The 14,526-nt window shown below is 70.7% G+C and carries 13 protein-coding genes; all 13 read right to left on the bottom strand.

All coding sequences use genetic code 11. The annotated features are described in order from the left end of the window. Window position 1 precedes the first annotated feature (1 nt). The 13 genes from G3M57_RS08085 to G3M57_RS08025 all read right to left on the bottom strand — a co-directional run bounded on the left by G3M57_RS08085 (window position 2) and on the right by G3M57_RS08025 (window position 14,460). Complete coding sequence (locus G3M57_RS08085; RefSeq protein WP_163229900.1) at window positions 2-1,162, bottom strand: thiolase family protein; 1,161 nt, start codon at window positions 1,160-1,162, stop codon at window positions 2-4. A gap of 102 nt (window positions 1,163-1,264) precedes the next feature. Continuing rightward, window positions 1,265-2,800, bottom strand: coding sequence for a class I adenylate-forming enzyme family protein (locus G3M57_RS08080; RefSeq protein ID WP_163229898.1), 1,536 nt, complete (start codon window positions 2,798-2,800; stop codon window positions 1,265-1,267). Continuing rightward, a complete protein-coding gene (locus G3M57_RS08075) occupies window positions 2,797-3,927 on the bottom strand; it encodes an acyl-CoA dehydrogenase family protein (protein WP_163229896.1) in 1,131 nt (376 codons plus the stop codon). Before G3M57_RS08075 ends, G3M57_RS08080 begins: the two co-directional genes overlap by 4 nt. A 12-nt stretch (window positions 3,928-3,939) precedes the next feature. Continuing rightward, window positions 3,940-5,148: an acyl-CoA dehydrogenase family protein gene (locus tag G3M57_RS08070; RefSeq protein ID WP_163229894.1), complete on the bottom strand. Its 1,209-nt coding sequence runs from the start codon at window positions 5,146-5,148 to the stop codon at window positions 3,940-3,942. Window positions 5,149-5,234: 86 nt separating this feature from the next. Next, window positions 5,235-6,113, bottom strand: a complete 879-nt coding sequence (locus G3M57_RS08065; protein ID WP_163229892.1) for an acyl-CoA thioesterase — start codon at window positions 6,111-6,113, stop codon at window positions 5,235-5,237. Beyond that, on the bottom strand, window positions 6,113-7,045 hold the full coding sequence (locus G3M57_RS08060; RefSeq protein WP_163229890.1) for an SDR family NAD(P)-dependent oxidoreductase: 933 nt from the start codon (window positions 7,043-7,045) through the stop codon (window positions 6,113-6,115). The genes G3M57_RS08065 and G3M57_RS08060 overlap by 1 nt, the downstream gene beginning before the upstream one ends. A gap of 49 nt (window positions 7,046-7,094) precedes the next feature. After that, window positions 7,095-7,916, bottom strand: a complete 822-nt coding sequence (locus G3M57_RS08055; RefSeq protein WP_163229888.1) for an enoyl-CoA hydratase/isomerase family protein — start codon at window positions 7,914-7,916, stop codon at window positions 7,095-7,097. 10 nt (window positions 7,917-7,926) lie between these two features. Then, window positions 7,927-9,162, bottom strand: coding sequence for an acyl-CoA dehydrogenase family protein (locus G3M57_RS08050; RefSeq protein ID WP_082564571.1), 1,236 nt, complete (start codon window positions 9,160-9,162; stop codon window positions 7,927-7,929). Between the two features lie 12 nt (window positions 9,163-9,174). Continuing rightward, window positions 9,175-10,290, bottom strand: a complete 1,116-nt coding sequence (locus tag G3M57_RS08045; protein WP_163229886.1) for an acyl-CoA dehydrogenase family protein — start codon at window positions 10,288-10,290, stop codon at window positions 9,175-9,177. Between the two features lie 9 nt (window positions 10,291-10,299). After that, a complete protein-coding gene (locus G3M57_RS08040) occupies window positions 10,300-11,115 on the bottom strand; it encodes an enoyl-CoA hydratase/isomerase family protein (RefSeq protein WP_163229884.1) in 816 nt (271 codons plus the stop codon). Further along, window positions 11,115-12,296: an acetyl-CoA C-acyltransferase gene (locus tag G3M57_RS08035; protein ID WP_163229882.1), complete on the bottom strand. Its 1,182-nt coding sequence runs from the start codon at window positions 12,294-12,296 to the stop codon at window positions 11,115-11,117. Before G3M57_RS08035 ends, G3M57_RS08040 begins: the two co-directional genes overlap by 1 nt. A gap of 23 nt (window positions 12,297-12,319) precedes the next feature. Further along, a complete protein-coding gene (locus G3M57_RS08030) occupies window positions 12,320-13,318 on the bottom strand; it encodes an acyl-CoA dehydrogenase family protein (RefSeq protein ID WP_163229880.1) in 999 nt (332 codons plus the stop codon). Continuing rightward, window positions 13,315-14,460, bottom strand: a complete 1,146-nt coding sequence (locus G3M57_RS08025) for an acyl-CoA dehydrogenase family protein (RefSeq protein WP_163229878.1) — start codon at window positions 14,458-14,460, stop codon at window positions 13,315-13,317. Before G3M57_RS08025 ends, G3M57_RS08030 begins: the two co-directional genes overlap by 4 nt. Between the last annotated feature and the right edge of the window lie 66 nt (window positions 14,461-14,526).

Genomic DNA, 14,526 nt, shown 5'->3' with positions numbered 1-14,526 from the left:
CTCAGCTCCCGGTCAGGATCAAGGTTTCGAGATGCTGGGCGCCGGAGCCGGCGTTGGTGACCAGCGCCACCTGCGCGTCCGCCACCTGGCGCGCGCCCAGCCCGCCGCGGATCTGGCGCACGCCTTCGATCACCTTGCCGGTCAGTTGGCTGGTGCCGGTCCAGCTGCCCGCCAGCATGCCGCCGTCCAGGTTGGTCGGGCAGTCGCCCGCCAGGGTCAGACGGTCCCCGGCGACGAAGGCGCCGCCCTCCCCTTCGGCGCACAGGCCCAGCATCTCGAACTGGCGCAGCACCTCGAATGAACAGGGATCGTACATGCAGAACACGTCGACATCGGCCACGCTCAGCCCCGCCTGGCCGAAGGAGCGCCGGACCGCCGCCTCGCCCAAGGTGCGGACGTCGCGATAGAGCGGCGGATTGATGTAGTTGCCCTGGGCGAACTCCATGGCCCCGCCGGCCACCCGCACGCCCTTGACGTTGAGGTCGCGGGCGCGCTCGGCCGTGGTCATGATCAGGGCCGCGCCGCCCTCGTTCATCAGGCAGCAGTCCAACCGGTGCAGCGGGTCGGCGATCATCGGCGAGGCCAGGATGTCGTCGACCGTCACCGGATCGCCGCCGAACAGCGCCGCCTCGGGATTGGTCCGGCCATGGTTGCGGATCACTGCCGCGACGTGGGCCATCTGCTCGGGCGTGGTGCCGAACTGGTGCATGTGGCGGCGGGCGACCAGGGCGAAATAGGCCATGGTCGAGGCGCCGTAGGCGTCGATCCACTCCAGGCCCATGCCCGAGCCGACGGCCGCGCCGGTGGTGTTGAACGGTCCGGCCCGGGCGCTGCCGATCACCACGGTGTCGCACAGGCCCGCCGAGATCGCCGCCCCGGCCTTGAGCACGCCGCGCACGCCGGTGGTGTCCATGAAGTGGCTGTCGACCCATTTCAGCGGCGCGCCGAAATAGGGCGCCCAGCTGGCGGAATCGCCGGGCGCGCCGCCCGGGCCCGGCCAGTCCAGCGCCACGCCGTCGATGTCGCGGCGATCGATCCCGGCGTCGGCGATCGCTCCCTTGACCGCTTCGATCAGCAGCTCGTGCGACGTCCGGCCAGGCAAGGTCCGCGCCTGCTGGGTCAGGTAGACTCCCACCACCACCGGATCACGCGCCAAAGCCATCGTCAGTCCCGATCGAACGGGCGCCGGACGGGCGCCATCATAAGGTTTGTCCGTTCGCCGCCGCCCCGGGTCAATGCGCCGCCGCGCCTCGAACCCACAGGATCAAGCATGCGATGAGGCGTGGATCGCCCGCAGCGCCACCTTGTTGACCTTGCCGCTGGGCAGGGTCGGGAAGGCGTCCAGGAACAGCACCTGCTTGGGCTTCTTGTAGCTGGCGATCAGGCTGGCGGTGTGGGTGATCAAGTCGGCGGCGCTGGCCTGGGCGCCGGGATGCAGGATGACGGCAGCCACCACCGCCTCGCCCCACTTCTCGTCGGGCGCGCCGATCACCGCCACCTGGGCCACGGCCGGATGCTCGGCGATCGCCCGCTCCACCTCCTGGGAATAGATGTTCTCGCCGCCCGAGATGATCATGTCCTTCTTGCGATCGACCAGGAACACCCGCTCGCAGGCGTCGAACCGGCCCATGTCGCCGGTCTTCAACCAATCGTCATGGAAAGCTTCCAGCGTCGCGGTCGTATTGTTCCAGTAGCCGCTCATCACCGCTTCGCCGCGGATCCACAGCTCGCCGACCTCGCCCACCGCGCAGTCGCGGCCGTCGTCGCCGACGATCCGCACCTGGGTCAGCGGATAGGCGTTGCCGATCGAGCCCAGCAGCTCGACCATGGGTCCGTCGACGGCGTGCAGGTGCTTGGGCAGGGCCGTGCCCGTGCCCTCGGTCTGGCCCCAGGCGTTGACGAACACCGGGCCAAAACGGGCCAGCGCCCGTCGCAACACCGGCACCGGCATCGGGGCGGCGGCGTAGAGGATGGTCTCCACGCTGGACACGTCATGGCTCTCGAAGCCGGGATGATCGACCAGCGCCTGCACCATCAGCGGCACCAGGTGCAGGTGGGTGATCTTCTCGGTCGCGATGGCCTTCAGCACCGCCTCGGGATCGAAGGCCCGGTGGATGTGGATCTCACCGCCCCGCCACATCTGGGCCAGCATGCTGGATTGGGCGCCGGCGTGGAACATCGGCATCACCTCCAGCATCCGGCCGCGCGGACGCACGTCCATGGCCAGGCAGACGCATTCGCCCATCGCCAGCTCGGCGCGGTGCGAGCGCATCACGCCTTTGGGCCGGCCCGTCGTGCCGGAGGTGTAGATGATATGGGCGATGTCGTCGGCCCGGGCCTCCAGCGGTGCGCCCTCGGGATCCCCCGTCTGGAGAAAGTCCTCGTAGGCGACGGCCCAGGCGGGCGCCTCGCCGATACAGACGAAAATCTCGATCGACGGCAGGGCGGCCTTCAGGCCCGCGACCACCTCGGCGTACTGGGCCTCGAACATCAGGGCGCGCGGCGCGGTGTCGCCCAGCACCCAGGCGATCTCCGGCGGCGCCAGGCGGAAGTTGACAGTGCTGAGGATATAGCCCGACAGCCAGGCCGCGCTGAAGGCCTCGGCATATTCGGTGCAGTTCATCGCCAGGACGGCGACGCGATCCTGGCGCGCGCAGCCGGCGCGATGCAGCGCCGAGGCCAGTCGCCGGGCCCGTTCCAGGTGCTGGGCGTGGGTGAAGCGCCGGTCGCCCTGGACCAGGGCGACGTCGTCGGGCGAGAAGCGCGCCGCGCGGGTGATCAGGTCGCCCAGGGTCCTCATGCGACCGCCTTTCGCGACCAGGCGGCGAAGCGTTCCAGGTGCAGGTCGATCGATCCGAACAGGCCCCGGGCCAGGACGGCGCGCTTGTAGAAGTGGCCGACCACATATTCCTCCGTCACGCCGATGCCGCCGTGCATCTGGATGGCCTCGCCCGTGACCTTGACGGCCGCCTCGGCGATCTGGACCTTGGCGGCGGACACCCCGGCCCGCCGCGCCCGCGGATCGGGGTCCGACAGGGCCGCGATCCCGCGCAGCAGCATCGACCGCGCCAGCTCGGTCTCGACCAGCATGTCGGCCATCCGGTGCTGCAGGGCCTGGAAGGTGTTAAGGGTCACGCCGAACTGCTTGCGGGTCGTAAGATAGTCGCGGGTCAGCCACAGGGCCGCGTCCATGGCGCCGACGCATTCGGCCATCAGGGCGATGACCCCATGGTCGACGGCCAGCTCGATCCCCGGCAGCGCCCCGCCCTCCGGCCCGATCCGCGCCGCGTCGTCCACGGCCACGTCCGTCAGCATGAGGTCGGCGACCCGCCGCCCGTCGACCGCGTGATAGGCGACGACCTCCAGCCCCGCCGCGTCGGCCGGGACCTCGAACAGGCTGACGCCGCCGGGGGTCCTGGCCGAGACCAGCAGGATGTCAGCGCTGGAACCGCCCAGCACGAAGGCCTTGCGCCCCTCCAGCCGCCAGCCGTCCGCCGTCAGTCTGGCCTCGGTCCTGACAGCCGCGTCGTCGCCGCGCATGGCCGCCTCGTTATGGGCCAGGGCGATCAGCTTCTCGCCGGCCACCAGCGGCGCCAGCAAAGCCTCTTTCTGGGCCGGGTCGCCCAGGGCGACGACGGCGCGGGCGGCGATGATCGCGCACGACAGGTAGGGCTCGACCAGCAGCACGCGGCCGAACTCCTCCTGCAGCAGGGCCGTTTCGACCGGTCCGCCGCCATAGCCGAAATCGTCCTCCGACAGGCCGGCGCCCAGCCAGCCCAGGTCGGCGAAGGTCTTCCACAGGTCGCGCGAGAAGCCCTCGGCGCCGCGTATCCGATGGCGGCGCTGCTCGAAGCCGTAGTCGCGCTCGCACAGCCGCCGCGCGCTTTCCTTCAGGGCCGCCTGTTCCTGGGTCGGGGAGAAATCCATCGTCCTATGCCCTCACAGACCCAGCACCGACTTGGCGATGATGGTGCGCTGAATCTCGTTGGCGCCGCCATAGATCGTGGTCGCGCGGCGGAACATGGCGCGCGACAACCAGCCGGCGGCGTAGTCTGGGGCCGGCGGGACCGGCGCCAGGACGTCCATGTTGTCCTGCCCCTCGACGTCCGGGAACACCGCCAGCCCATGGTCGCCCAGGGCCTCGACGGCCAGGTCGGCGATCCTCTGGCGCAGTTCTGAGCCGCGCAACTTCAGCACCGAGGCGGTGGCGTTCAGCGCCGGGTCGTTCTCACCCATGTGCAGCACGCGCAGGACGGCCGCTTCGAGGGCTCGAAGCTCGATCTCAAAACGCGCCAGCCGGGCGGCGAACAGCGGATCCTCGATCAGCGGCCGCCCGCCCCGTCTTTCGACGGCGGCGATCTGCTTGACCTGCTCCAGGTCGAAGGCCGTGTGCGGGGTTTCGGCGCTCATGGTGCGCTCGTTGGTCAGCAGGAACTTGGCGTAGCCCCAGCCGCGGTTCTCCTCTCCGACCAGGTTCTCGGCCGGGACCCGCACATTGTCGAGGAACACCTCGTTGACGCTCAGGCCCTCGTTAATCGTGTAGATCGGCCGCACCGAGACGCCGGGGCTCTTCATGTCGATCAGCAGGAACGAGATTCCGGCCTGCGGCCTGGCCTCGCCGTCGGTGCGGACCAGGGCGAACATCATGTCGGCCTTGTGGGCCTCGGACGTCCAGGTCTTCTGGCCGTTGACGACATAGTGGTCGCCGTCGCGCACGGCGCGGGTCTTCAGCGACGCCAGGTCCGAGCCCGAGTTCGGCTCGGAGAAGCCCTGGCACCAGAAGGTGTCGGCGTTGAGGATGGCCGGCAGGTAGCGGGCCTTCTGGACCTCGTCGCCGAAGGTGTAGATCACCGGCCCGACCAGCTCGAGCGCGGCCTGGTCCGGCACCGGGGTGCCGGCCGCCCGCAGCTCGACCTGGAACAGGTGCCGCCGCAGCGGCGACCAGTCCGTGCCGCCATGCTGCCGGGGCCAATGCACGGCGGCCAGGCCGCGCGCGTTCAGGATCCGCATCCAGGCCTGGACGTCGTCATGGGTCGCGTGGAAGCCCTGGCGGCCGCGGCGCGCGATGTCCGCCGGCAGCGCCTGGCGGATGAAGGCGCGCATCTCCGCCTGGAACGCCGCGTCGGCCGGATCGAGATCGAAGTTCATGACCCGACCTTACCCCACTCGCGCGCGATGCAAGTCGTCCCCGCCTCGCCAATCGCATGGGCGATCCGATGACCTTCGGACAGGTCTCAAAGCTCGCCGACGCGCGGCGCGGCGTGCATCTCGCCCGGGAAGAGATAGATTTCCTGGGCCACCGAGGCGACCAGCCCGCCGGCCTCGTCATAGATACGGCCCTGGGCCAGGCCGCGCGCCGATCCCGCCCAGGCGCTGGACATCTCGTAGAGCAGCCAGTCGGTCGGGTGGGCCGGCGCGTGAAACCACAGGGCGTGGTCGAGGCTGGCGATCCGCTGCCGTACCGCCTCGGGATGCGGGGCCTTGGCGACGCCGCCGAGCCAGAAGTCTGACAGATAGGCCAGGCCGCAGGCGCGCAGCTCGGCGTCGGCCAGGGGTTGGCCGCGTGCACGCATCCACAGCTGGCGTTCGGCCTCCCGCGCGCCCTGTTCGGCGGGCGCCATGCGCCGTTCCACCAGGGGCAACAGGGTCCGCGGCGGCGGATCATCGGGGGCGCGCGACGCCGCCAGCGCCCGCTCGAACGGATCCTCGGCCGAGACCTCGCCGGGGCCCGGAACCGCGGGGGCCGGGCGAGCATGGGCGACGCCCTCGGCGCCGTCGTGAAACGACGCCTCCATGTGGAAGATCGGCACGCCCTTCTGCCGGGCGATCACCCGCCGGGTCGTGAAGTTGCGGCCGTCGCGCGTGCGCTCGACCTGGTAGACCACCGGCTCGGCCTCGGCCCCGGGACGGATGAAATAGCCGTGCAGGGAATGCACCGGTCGCCCCTGCACCGTCAGCTGGCTGGACCGCAGCGCCTGGGCCAGGACCTGCCCGCCGTAGAGCGCCCCGCTGAAGTTTGGTTCGGTCCGCCGCGAACGGAAATAGTCCGAGCCGATGTCCTCCAGGTCCAGGAGGTCGTGCAGGGTCAGGTCGGGCAGTTGGGCCTTGGCCATCAGCCGGTCGCGCCGGTCTTGGCCTGGATCATGCGCCAGTAGTCGGTGGCGTCGACCGGCACGGTCAAGCGGGAGGGGTCGCGGATGGCGTCCCATTGGGCAGCGACGCCCTCCGGCGAGAAGTCATCCAGCAGCACGCCTTCGTTGACGGCGACGACGGCGCGGCTGATCCAGCCGCAGCCGGCGTTGAAGATCTCGCCCGAGGCCGGACAGCTGGCATGGGCCAGGGCCAGCACCAGCGGCGAGACCCGCCCCGTCGACATCGGGTCCTCCTCCGGCGTCTTCGGCTCGGTCGCCTCGCCGGACATGCCCGCCGTGGCGGTCAGGCGCGTGGCGGCGGTGGGGGCCAGGGCGTTGACCTTGATCCCGGCCTTGGCCCCCTCGATGGCCATGACCCGCATCATGCCGACGATGCCCAGCTTGGCCGCGCAATAGTTGGCCTGGCCGAAGGCGCCGAAGAGCCCAGACGGCGAGGCGGTCATGACGATGTTGCCGCCGCCGTTCTCGCGCATCCAGTTGAAGGCCGGCTGCACGGTGAACATCGTGCCGCGCAGGTGGACGTCCAGGATGATGTCCAGCTCCTCCTGGCTCAGCTTGGAGAAGCTGCGGTCGCGCAGGATGCCGGCGTTGGCGATCACCGCATCGACCCGGCCATAGGCGTCCAGGGCCGTCTTGATGATGTTGGCGCCGCCGGCCTGGGTGGCGACGCTGTCGAAATTGGCCGTCGCCTCGCCGCCCGCGGCGCGGATCTCCTCCACCACTCGCGAGGCGGCCGACCGGTCGTCGCCCTTGCCGTCGGTCGAGCCGCCCAGGTCGTTGACCACGACCTTCGCGCCGCGCTGGGCCAGTTGCAGCGCATAGGTGCGGCCCAGGCCGTTGCCCGCGCCCGTGACGACGACGACCTTGTCGTCGAAGCGGATCGTGTCTGCCATGGGATTTCCTCGCTCAGATCAGGTGCTTGGCGCGGCCGTTGTCGGCGCGTCAGGTGTGCTTGAACTTGGGACGGCGCTTCTCGACGGCGGAGGCGCGCTTCTCGGCGGCGTCCTCGGTGGCCTGGCTGGCCAGGACCGCGCGGTTCTCCAGCTCGATCGCCGCCTCCAGGCTGCCCGCGCCCTGGTTGAACCACAGCGACTGCTTGGTCAGCCAGATGCCCACCGGGCTGTTGACCGCGACCGCGTCGGCCAGGGCTAGGGCCTCGTCCATCAGGGCGGCGTCGTCGACGGCGCGCAGCACCAGGCCGATGCGCTCGGCCTCGTCGGATTGCACGGCCCGGGCGGTCAGCAGCAGCTCGGCCGCCCGCTGAGCGCCGATGGCCCGCGGCAGCAGGTAGCTCATGCCCAGCTCGGCGCCGGTCGCGGCGTTGTGGATCACGTTGACGAACTTGGCCGACCGGGCGGCGATGGTCATGTCCGAGGCCAGGGCCAGGGCGTAGCCGATGCCCGCCGCCGTGCCGTTGACCGCGCAGATGATCGGCTGGGGCATGGCCCGCATCAGCACCGGGATCTGGCCCAGCACCCGCATGGTGTATTTGCCCGCCTGGATGCGCCCCAGGCCCGGCCGGACCCAGGCCGGCTTGCCGCCGACCCGCACGTCGTGCCCGGCGCAGAACGCCCGTCCCGCCCCGGTCAGGACGATCACCCGCACGTCGGGATCGTCGCGCAGCCCCTCGAAGGCGGCGATCAGCGCCTCGTACATGTCGAAGGTGAAGGCGTTCAGCGAGTCGGGCCGGTTCAGGGTGATGCGGGCGACGCCCTCGGCGGGCGTGTCGACCAGAACCGCCTCAGGGGTTTGGGTGTCGGTCATCGGCGGTCCCTCAGCGCGGCAGGCCGAGCGCGCGCTCGGCGATCATGGTCTTCAGGATCTCGTTGGCCCCGCCCGAGATCGTCCAGGCGTAGCTGAGCAGGAAGTCGTGCATGACATTGCCGGTCTGGTGCCCGCCGCCCAGCACGATCGGCTGGCGAAGCTGGCCCGCCAGTCCGCCGAGCTTGAGACGGAACTCGGTGTAGCGCCGCAGCAGCTCGGAGAAGTGCACCTTGATGTAGGTCGGCATGGTGGTTGAACCCATGTGGGGATCAGTCTCGATCTCCTGCATCAAGGCTCGGATCATCAGCCGCAGGGCGACCATGTCGTTGTAGGCGCGGGTGAAGGCGCGGCGCGCTTCGTCGTCCTTCAGCCAGGCCGCGTCCGTCCGTTTCGCCTCGGCCAGGTCGGCGTCCAGCGTCCGCGCCATCCGCTCGGACAGCTCGAAGATGATCAGGCCGCGCTCGGCCGACAGGGTGGACTGGGCGATGGCCCAGCCGGCGTTCTCCTCGCCGATCAGGTCGGCGACCGGGATCTCGACGTTGTCGAGGAAGATCTCGCAGAACTCGGCCTGGCCGGTGGCCTGGCGGATCGGCCGCACGGTGACGCCGGGCGCCTTCATGTTCAGGATGAAATACGAGATGCCGGCCTGCTTCTTCGGCGCGGTCGGATCCGTGCGGGCCAGCAGCAGGCAGTAGTCGGCGAAGGCGCCGTAGGACGACCAGACCTTCTGGCCGTTGATCACATAGACGTCGCCCTTGCGCTCGGCGCGGGTGCGCAGCGACGCCAGGTCCGAGCCCGAGCCCGGCTCGGAAAAGCCCTGGCACCAGACCTCGCCGCGCTCCTTGACGCCGGTCAGATAGCGATCCCGCTGCGCCTTCGACCCGTTCCCGAACAGGGTGGCCGGCAGGTGGTAGAGCGAGATGACGAACATGTCCGGATTGGGCGCCTGGGCGCGGGCGATCTCCTCGAAGATGATGACCTGGTGGCGGATGCCAATGTCGGCCCCGCCCCAGTCGCGCGGCCAGTGAGGGGTGGCCAGGCCCACCTTGCCCATTTCGGCGAACCACCAGCGCTGGAAGGCGACATAGTCGGCCTCGCTCGCGCCGGTCATCCGCGCGTGCCAGTCGGCCGGCACCACCGCCTCCAGCCAGGCCCGCACCTCGGCGCGGAAGGCGTCGAGATCGTCCTTGCAGGCCAGGGGATCGAAGCGGCGGGTCGTCGGGCTGGTCGCGGTCTGGACGGACATGGTCATGCTTCCTCAGGCCGCCGCCAGCAGCAGGTCGGTCACCCGGTCGAGATAGGCCGCCGGCCCGCCGAACAGCTGCTCGTTCAGCTTGGCGCGCTTCAGATAGAGATGGCAGGGATGCTCCCAGGTGTAGCCGATGCCGCCGTGCAGCTGCACCGCGTCCTGGGCCACGCGAGCGTAGACCTCGGTCGCCAGCGCCTTGGCCGCCAGGGCGTAGCGCCCCGCCGCCGGATCGCCGCTCGCCATCCTGGCCACGGCCTCGGCGACCAGGGCCCCCGAGGCGACCAGGGCGATCTTGTGGTCGGCGCAGCGGTGCTTCAGGGCCTGGAACGAGCCGATCGGCTTACCGAACTGCTCGCGGGTCTTCAGATAGTCGAGGGTGATCTCGAACACGGCGTTGGCCCCGCCCCGGGCGTCGCTGGCCAAGGCCAGGGCCGCGTGGGCCAGCAGGGCGTCGGCGATCTGGCCGGCGTCGCCCATCAGCACCCGCCCAGCCGGCAGAGCCAGGCGGTCGAAGCGGACTTCGCCCAGGCGCCGCGTGCGATCGACCGTGGCGACCTTCTCGACCACGACGCCGTCCAAGGCGGGCTCGACCAGCACCCAGCTGAGGCCTTCGCCCTCGCGGGCCAGCAGCAGCAGGATATCGGCCGCCGCGCCGTCCAGCAGATCGGCGGCCACGCCGTCGAGCGTCACGCCGCCGTCGGCGCCGGCCGACAGTGTCAGGCGCGTGGTCCGGTCGCCGGGCGTCAGCATCGACACCGCGCCGGCCAGCTCGCCCGCCGCCAGCCGCGGCGTCCAGGCCGCCTGCTGGGCCGCGTCGCCGCCGCGCGCCAGGGCCTCGACAACCAACATCGTGCCCAGCACCGGCAAGGGCGCGAGCGCCCGGCCAAGCTCCTCGTAGACGATGGCCAGCTCGGACGATCCCAAGCCCAGGCCGCCGTGCGCCTCGTCGGCGGAGAGCGCCAGCCAGCCCAGCTCGGCCGCCTGCGACCACAGCGGCTCGTCCCGCACGCCCTCGGCGTTGGTGAAGGCCGCCACCTTCTCGTGCGACGCCTGCTCGGTCAGCACAGCGCGGACGCCATCACGCAGCGCTTCCAGGTCCATGCCGTCAGAATGTCCGTCGCTCATCGCGGCCTCTCAGAACAGCACGTCGGTGGTGAAGTCGGGCGGGCGCTTTTCTTCCATGGCCTTCAGCGCCTCCTTGGCTTCGGCGCCGGAGAAGTTGACCATCTCGAACGCCGCCGACAGGTCGAAGATCGCCTCGTTCTGGCGCAGCCAGTGGTTCAGCACGTACTTGGTCATGCGCACCGCCGTGGGAGCCGCGGCCGCCAGCTCGAGCGCGACCTCGATCGAGGTGGCCTCCAGCGCCTCGGCGTCCACCGCCAGGGCGACCAGGTTGTTGCGCTCGGCCTCCTCGCCCGTCATCGGGCGGTTGGTCAGCAGGTAGTACTTGGCCTTGGCCATGCCGCACAGCAGCGGCCAGACGATCGCCGCATGGTCGCCGGCGGCCACCCCGATACGGACATGGCCGTCCAGCAGCTTGGCCGTCTTGGCCGCGATCGGCACGTCCGCCAGCAGGGCCAGGGCCAGGCCGGCCCCGACGGCCGCGCCGTTGATGGCCGAGACGATCGGCTTGCGCGAGGCGATGATGTTGCGCACCAGCCGGGTGGCGTTGTTGAAGTCCTGCGAGAACTGCTGGTTGGGATCCAGGGCCCCAGCCACCGGCATGTCGTCCAATGCGCCGCCGGCGCAGAACGCGCGCCCCTCGCCCGTGACGATCGTCACCCGGGTTTCGGGATCGGCGTCGATCGCGGCCCAGACCTCCTCCAGTTGGCGATGCATGGTCGGCGTCACCGCATTGGCCTTGCCCGGATTGCTCAGGGTCAGGCGCAGCACGCGCGGCGCGGGCCGGTCGAACTTCAGGCGGTCGAAGGCGGCGTAACGGTCGGTCATCAGTCGATCTCGAACAGACCAGCGGCGCCCATGCCTCCGCCGATGCACATCGTGACGATGACACGCCTGGCGCCGCGCCGCCTCCCCTCGATTAGGGCATGGCCGGTCAGGCGCGAGCCGCTCATGCCATAGGGGTGGCCGATGGCGATCGCGCCGCCGTCGACATTGATGCGATCCGGGTCGATCCCGAGCACGTCGCGGCAATGGACGACCTGCACGGCGAAGGCTTCGTTCAGTTCCCAAAGGTCGATGTCGCCGACGCTTAAGCCATGCCGCGCCAGCAGCTTGGGCACGGCGTGGACGGGGCCGACGCCCATCTCGTCCGGCTCGCAGCCGGCGACCGCGAAGCCCTTGAATCGGCCTAGGGGCCGCAGGCCCCGGCGCGACGCCTCGTCCGCCGACATCACCACGCAGACGCTGGCGCCGTCCGACAGCTGGGACGAGTTGCCGGCCGTGATGAAGGCGTCCTCGCCGTTGATCGGCTTCAGCGCGCTCAGGCCTTCCAGCGTCGTTTCGGGCCGGTTGCCCTCGTCCTTGGTCAGCAGGACCTCTTCCTCGCCGATCGCCTGGCCCTGCTTGTCAGTCAGTTGCTTGAGGCTCTTCAGCGGCGCGATCTCGGCGTCGAAGCGACCGGCGGCCTGGGCGGCGGCGGTCCGCCGCTGGCTTTCCAGCGCATAGGCGTCCTGGGTCTCGCGGCTGATCCCGTAGCGGCGGGCGACGATGTCGGCGGTCGAGATCATCGGCAGGTAGATGTCGGACTTGTGCTCGACCAGCCAATCGCTGCGGTTCCGGTGGCGATTGACGTGGTGGTGGGTCAGCGAAATGCTCTCGAGCCCGCCCGCGACGAAGACTTCGCCCTCGCCGGCCATGATCCTTTGCGCGCCGAGAGCGATCGCCTGCAGGCCGGACGAGCATTTGCGATCCAGGGTGAAGCCAGGCACGGTCACCGGACATCCGGCGCGGATCGCCGACTGCCGGGCGATGTTGTTGCCGGTCGGCCCTTCAGGGGTGGCGCAGCCCAGGATGACGTCCTCGACATCGCCCGGCGCAACGCCGGCCCGTTCCAGCGCGGCGGCGATCACGTGCCCGCCCAGGTCCGCGCCATGGGTGTTGTTGAACGCGCCTCGGAAGGCCCGGCCGATCGGCGTTCGGGCGGTCGAGACGATCACGGCTTCGGGCATGCGCCCTCCCCTTGCAAATCCAGTCATGCGGCGTCGGACCGCCGGGCCAGTTCGGGCCACAGGCCTTCAGGCCCCAGGCCCGCCACGCGACAGCCCAGGCGCTGCGCCCAGAACCGGTCGCCGCCGAATTCGGACCGCCAGCCGGCCAGGCGGCGGGTCAGGCGGTGCAGCGGATACTCGTGAGTGAAGCCGATGGCGCCGTGCACCTGGTGGGCCAGGGCCGCGCCCTGCCCCGCGGCGGCGTTGGCGCGCAGCTTGGCCGCCGCGAACTCGAAACCGGCGTCGCCCGCGTCGGCCGCCCGCGCGGCGGCCTGGCCGGCGGAATTCACCGCCGCCGCCTCGATCGCGAAGACCGCCAGGCTCTGCTGGACCGTCTGGAACTTGCTGATCGGCTTGCCGAACTGCACCCGCTCGTTAGCGTAGACGATCGAGGCTTCCAGCGCCGCGTCCAGCGCGCCGGCGATCTGCGCCGTCCGCAGGAAGGCGCCGCAGGCGAAGAGGTCGATGTCGCAAGGCGCGGCCTCGACCGCCGCGGCCTCGAAGATCAACCCGTCGCGCGGCTCGCCCACCGGGCTGTGGCCGGCCTGGACATGGGCGTCGGCCGTCCGCAGCCTCAGCAACGACCCGGCATGGGTGGCGACGACCGTCTCGGCCGCGCCGCCCCAGGGCGTCCCTCTGAGGCTGCCGGTGAAGCGACCGTCCGCGAGACGCCCGTCGACCACCGGCGCGATCGTGGCCAGGCCTTCGGACGGCGTCAGGCCGGCTTGGGCCAGCGCCCAGGCCGCCACCGCCGCTTCGCCCACCGGCGCGGCCAGGGCGTGCGCTCCCGCCAGCCGGGCGACGGCGAACAGATCGCCCCAATCGCCGCCGAAGCCGCCCCGCTCCTCGCTCAGCAGCAGGCTTTCGAAACCCGCCTCCGCGATCGCGGGCCAGGTCTCGGCGAAGGCGGCGTCCGGATTGGCCGCGACGTCGGCGAACAGGCGATCGGCCGTGTCGCTCAGCAGGGTCCGTGACTCGCTCATCTCAGACCCAGCCCCCTGGCGATGATGCCGCGCAGGATCTCGCGCGTGCCGCCCCGTAGCGAAAACGACGGCGAGACCTGCAGCAGCAGGGCCAGGACCCGCATCAGGTCCGTGGCCGCCGACAGGTCCTCGGCGCCGTCCAGCGCGGCCTGGATGGCGCGCGGCAGCTCCTGCTCGAAACTGTTGCCCAGGTCCTTGACGATCGCCGCCTCCAGGGCGGGATCCTCGCCGGCCGCCAGCTTGGCGGCGGTGGATTGCGACATCTGCCGCAGGGTCCACAGCTCGGCGGTCAGGCGGCCGATCAGCGCGGCCAGCACGGGCTCGGGCTCCGGACCGGCGAACCGGATCAGCTCGACCAGGGCGGCGTAGCTGGACAGGTAGCGTTCAGGGCCCGACCGCTCCAGCGACAGCTCGGCCGTCACCTGTTTCCAGCCGTTTCCCTCGGGGCCGACCCGGGCGGTGTCCGGCACGTGGACATTGTCGAGGAAGACCTCGTTGAAGTCGTGCCCGCCGACCAGGTCGATGATCGGGCGGACCGTTACGCCGGGCGTGTCCAGCGGAATCAGGAACTGGGTCAGGCCCTCGTTGCGCTGCGAACCCTCGACCGTGCGGACCAGGGCGATCATCAGCTGGGCGTTGTGGGCGTTGGTGGTCCAGACCTTCTGGCCGCTGATGCGCCAGCCGTCGCCGTCGCGAACGCCCTGGGTGCGGATCGACGCCAGGTCCGATCCCGCGCCCGGCTCGCTCATGCCGATGCAGACATAGGTCTCGCCGGCTGCGATGCCCGGCAGGTGGACGCGCCGCTGTTCCTCGGTCCCGTAGCGCAGCAGCAGCGGCCCGCTCTGGCGGTCGGCGATCCAGTGCATGCCGACCGGCGCGCCGGCGGCCAGCAGTTCCTCCAGCACCACGTAGCGGTGCAACGGATGACGGGCGTGGCCGCCGTATTCGACCGGCCAGGTCATGCCGACATAGCCGGCCCGGCCCATGGCCTTGCTGAAGTCGGCGTCGCAGACGGCCCAGCAGTTGGCGCGGCCGGCGGCGTCGGATTTCGGCGCTTCACGAGCGATGAAATCGCGCACCTCACGGCGAAGCGTCTCAACGCCGGCTGGCGGGTCAAAGGGATGAGCGTCGAAGGTTTGCACGGGGCCAATTTGCGCGCCGAGCCGGGCCTCGCAAGGACGGCCCGGTCCCTATCGCAGCCGCGATAT

Origin of the sequence: Caulobacter rhizosphaerae (genome assembly GCF_010977555.1) — a bacterium.
GTDB lineage: Bacteria > Pseudomonadota > Alphaproteobacteria > Caulobacterales > Caulobacteraceae > Caulobacter > Caulobacter rhizosphaerae.
Note: the sequence above shows the minus strand (reverse complement) of the source record. Positions and strands in the feature narration are given on the sequence as shown.